This window comes from Baaleninema simplex PCC 7105, assembly GCF_000332355.1.
GTDB lineage: Bacteria > Cyanobacteriota > Cyanobacteriia > Cyanobacteriales > Geitlerinemataceae > Baaleninema > Baaleninema simplex.
The window spans coordinates 403419-407808 of record NZ_KB235962.1 but is presented as its reverse complement, the minus strand read 5'-3'; the positions used below and the strand labels follow the sequence as shown (position 1 = coordinate 407808).

The following is a 4390-nucleotide window of genomic DNA, read 5'->3' as shown; positions in this document are numbered from 1 at the left end:
TACCCAATTCTGAAATTTGCTTGGGAACGGGGCGCGACGGCCATCAGTGGGTTAGAAATGTTAGTTCGTCAGGGTGCGATCGCCTTAGAAATTTGGACGGGACAAGAGGTTCCAGTTGAAGTGATGCGCCAACGCCTCAAGCAACATTTGGGACTCGATCGCTAAGTCGCTTTCAACCGAGCGGAGGAGTAGGGGCGTGCGGGGAGTGCGTCTCTATCTCCCGAACCCGCACCGTTACTTGAATTTCCGGCTCGGCGATCGCCTTTGTTTCGATCGCGATCGTCAATGGATCGAGGGGATTGTAGGAATTTGCCACTCAATATGGATCGGGACGAGTTCGAGTCGAAAATCTGTTTGAAATCAAACGTTTGGGAATTCCTAAAAAAATTTATCGAGCGGGCGATCGCGCAACCTCGAGAACGACAGAGAAGAAGAAAATCGAAATAAATATAACCTGACAACCGAATCGCAATTAAAATAGGAATCGAAGCTGTTCGCCACCCTACCGCTCATTTCAGTCAATGGGACAGAAACATTCTTTGCTCGTTCTCGGGTCGATTTCTGCGGCGATCGCCGTTTTATTTCAATTGGAGTTGTCAGGTTTCGCTCGAAATCTAGATGTCGATACCGTTTTAGGCGTTTTCGATCGCCAAGACACCTCACTAACACGAAACAGCGATCCTGGGGAAAGTACGACTCGTTCGACACCGACCCTAACGTTGGGCGAACCCCAAGACTCCTCAGAACCCCTCGATAATGCGATCGTCGCCCAACTCGACACCGCAGCAGAATTTTACAACCGCTATTCGAGCAATTCCAGCGAAATTCCGATTCCCGCCTGTGCGACGGAAACTTCCGCTCTGACTCGCCAAGAAATTCAAGCTATTCTACTCGAACACAATCGTTCCCGAAAAGATGCCGATCGCCACGTACCGGAGGGATTACCGCCGTTACCCGCCGTCACTTGGGATTGCGATGCCGCCGCAGTCGCGCAACTGTGGGCCGATCGCACCCAAGGTCACCAAGGTCACAGTTCTAACGACTGGCGACAGCAGCAATATAGTAACCGTACTGGACTGCAAGGCGGTGCGGCGAAACTGGGTGAAAATTTAGGATGGTCGGGGGGGAGCGATCCCTCTGTGGTGCGTCCGGTCGTCCGTAGCGTTACGGATTGGGATAGCGAACGGGAAAATTACAACCACGAAACGAATACTTGCAACGGCGTTTGCGGTCACTACACGCAGATGGTGTGGCGTGAAAGTACCTCGATCGGCTGCGGCGTGTATCGCGGTTCGATACGGTTTCCGGGGGGCGATCGAACTTGGTCGCACGGTTATTTTTTAGATTGCACCTATCACAATGCAGGCAATTTCAATAACGATCCTCCTCTCATCGACCATCCCGATTGGTATTACGAGTAAAACAGCTTCTACGCTCGATTTAGGGAAAGTTAGCATCACTCGATTCGTTAAAATGTAAGGTTGGGCTGTAGCGATCGTTTGTCTTGCACGAGGCGTGCGTTCGAGATGCTTCTATTTATGTTTTTGCCGAATTTTTCAATTTTTTTCCTTTTTTATAGGGTGCATCTCTAGGAGTTACGCATCTACACCATTTGTAGGTTGGGCAATGCCCACCGACCTCTCCATTTAGTGTAATTTCGGTCGAACTGCGTAATACAGAATCCGTTTCCAATAGGGTGCATCTCAATTCTGCGATAAGTATAAATACTTAAAGGAGTAAATCCCCTTCTAGCAGTCCTTGAGGAAGATATTGACAAATTGCCGAACTTGTGTATTTGCAAAAGTGAGATGCACCCTTTCCAATAAGCTAGGTTTCAAGAAGTCTTCACTACATTCCCCCTTAGCCCCCCTTTGAAAGGGGGTTTGGGGGGATAGAGAGGCTTGTCAGGTTGGAAAAAACCAGTGTTTGAGTCCTCGACTCCGCTCGGACTCAACGGGAGCATCCCATTTCGGCAATTATAGATAAGCAGCTACTATTGAGAATGCTGGCTTGCCTCTCACAGAGACGAATTCACCTACGTCTTGAAACGATTTTCAACAATCAATTGTCATGTATCTTCCAAAACGGGATGCTCCCGACTCAACAACGTTCGGCGAGCGCTCAGTCGAGCCGCTGAGCGGAGTCGAAGTGTTGAAATTTGAATTCCGTATTCAAACGATCTCTCGATAATTTCTTGTGATTTTAATTGTATTTTCTGCGATTGAAAATTCACATAAAAATTAAGGATCTATTGAATTCTCTGTATCTTTGACGCGAACTCGCACGAGTAAATTGCCCTTACCGTTGGCAACAGCTCCGACAAGTCTGACCCAAGAAGCATTTTGCATTCGGGGATCGAGCTGAAGGGTTAACGTCGAGTCTCGTTCTGGGTGCTTGATTGGAAAATCTTCCTTGTTTTGAAGTTGAGATTCCGTTACCCAAATTTCCATAAAGCGATCGTACGGATTGTTTGTCGTGTTTGAGTTTTGTGTTTTGTTATGTTTTGGGATCGCTTTTTCAAAAATAATATAAATAATCGCCACAACCAAGACGATTATAGAAAAAACAAAAAATGCAGACATTGCCGCCATAAATTGATTTGGGAACAAGATATAAAGGCAAGTTCCGATAAGCATTATGGCTGCAAAGGCGATCGCCAATCTCGGATTTTCAAAACGATCTGCTTTCTGGACTGCTATGGATTTTGGTGGTATTCTCAAACGAACGAACCAGAGCGCTGGTAAGATCGAGGCAAGCATCGCAACGCTGCAGATTATGACAGCGAAATCGCTCGACATTGATATTGGCAAGATCGCAAATATTAGGAAAGCGATCGCCCCTGTAACAAGCGAGAGGACAGGAATCGATATCAGAGCCAAAAAAGCAGCGATGTAAGTATTGCGAATTTGAGGCCAACAAAGTGGAACGGGGCGAACGTGATAGCGATCTTTTCTGAAGAATCGAGCTGTTCTCTCTAAAAATACAACTCTGAGCGATCGCAGCGGAACGATCGGGAAATATAAAAAAATTACCCATTCTGTTGTAACATAAGAATCGTCTGGCAAAAAATAACGTCTTCCATAATAAGTCGTTCCAATTCCATTAATTGAAAACGGCATTGAAATTTCCTCACAATGCGATCGAAGAACTCAAAGGATATTGTCAACGTCAAACTCGAACTCGAAGCTTCAGTCAGGTCGAACAACAGTTTTCGATCGATTGAAGTTTTCCTCAATTTTACACGATAAGCTCCGTGAGCGATCGCACTCGAATCTATATTGTCATGGGCGTTTCCGGTGCGGGGAAAACCTCGGTCGGCCGACAGCTCGATCGAGGTTGAGTCGATTCTATTGTGCCAAATCTCGATCCCGCTGCGATCGCCCTTTTCGGAAATCTTCACCCCATCGGGAGTATCGCAACACCACTGAGACGATCTAGAGTCGGTGTACCCGTTCGAGATCGACAGTTCGAGGTGAAAGTACTCCGTTTGCCTACGGCGATCGCCCTTCTCTCTCGTCCCCATCGAACGGTGCCATTTTTGATGTTACGTCACTTCAATTTGATGATTACTGGTAAAACGAAGCTCCTCGGTGTTATTGGATACCCCATCGAACACACTCTCTCGCCGACGATGCACAATGCCGCGATCGCCCAGATGGGACTAGACTACGTGTATCTTCCACTTCCCGTTCCCCCCGATCGCCTCGACGCTGCGATCGCTGGATTCGCGGCCGTCGGTGTCGTGGGCTTTAGCGTCACGATTCCCCACAAACAGGCGATTTTGCCGTTTTTATCCGAGATTACCCCAGAAGCGCGAGCTGTCGGCGCAGTCAACACCGTTTGGCGTACCGAACAGGGTTGGAAAGGCACGAATACGGACGTTTCGGGATTTCTTTCCCCGTTGCGAGCTTACGACAACTGGAGCGATCGCGCGGCCGTCGTGTTGGGAAACGGCGGTGCAGCCCGAGCGGTGGTGGCTGGGTTAACCCAACTCGGTTGTCGCGAACTTCACGTCGTCGGACGCACGCCCGAGAAATTAGAGGCTTTCGCTCGCAGTTGGGAAAAATCGACGCTAGACGTACAGTTCGAGACTCATGATTGGGACGAACTGCCCAATTTGATGTCGGTGGCGAACTTGTTGGTGAATACGACGCCCGTGGTTATGTCGCCCCAGGTCGATCGCTCTCCCGTCGAACCGGAACTGTTCGACAAGTTACCCCCCAACAGCATCGCTTACGATTTAATTTATACACCCAATCCTACCCAATTCTGAAATTTGCTTGGGAACGGGGCGCGACGGCCATCAGTGGGTTAGAAATGTTAGTTCGTCAGGGTGCGATCGCCTTAGAAATTTGGACGGGACAAGAGGTTCCAGTTGAAGTGATGCGCC

Annotated in this window: 4 protein-coding genes and 1 pseudogene; 3 read left to right on the top strand and 2 right to left on the bottom strand. The window is 48.5% G+C overall.

The genetic code is table 11. The features are described from left to right. Positions 1 to 57: 57 nt before the first annotated feature. Positions 58 to 165, top strand: a complete 108-nt coding sequence (locus tag GEI7105_RS37995) for a hypothetical protein (protein ID WP_375339046.1) — start codon at positions 58 to 60, stop codon at positions 163 to 165. Here GEI7105_RS37995 and GEI7105_RS38920 read toward each other — a convergent pair. Then, positions 162 to 320, bottom strand: a complete 159-nt coding sequence (locus GEI7105_RS38920) for a hypothetical protein (RefSeq protein WP_158413278.1) — start codon at positions 318 to 320, stop codon at positions 162 to 164. The two genes, GEI7105_RS37995 and GEI7105_RS38920, sit on opposite strands and share 4 nt — an antisense overlap. A 201-nt stretch (positions 321 to 521) precedes the next feature. Here GEI7105_RS38920 and GEI7105_RS34085 point away from each other — a divergent pair, with 201 nt between their 5' ends. Continuing rightward, positions 522 to 1421: a CAP domain-containing protein gene (locus GEI7105_RS34085; protein WP_017663500.1), complete on the top strand. Its 900-nt coding sequence runs from the start codon at positions 522 to 524 to the stop codon at positions 1419 to 1421. Positions 1422 to 2240: 819 nt separating this feature from the next. Here GEI7105_RS34085 and GEI7105_RS37985 read toward each other — a convergent pair. Next, entirely contained in the window at positions 2241 to 3119 is an 879-nt protein-coding gene (locus GEI7105_RS37985; protein WP_144054073.1) for a sodium/proton-translocating pyrophosphatase, read from the bottom strand. A 443-nt stretch (positions 3120 to 3562) separates the two neighbouring features. Here GEI7105_RS37985 and GEI7105_RS32785 point away from each other — a divergent pair. Continuing rightward, a pseudogene (locus tag GEI7105_RS32785) lies at positions 3563 to 4390 on the top strand (shikimate dehydrogenase); the annotation flags it as partial.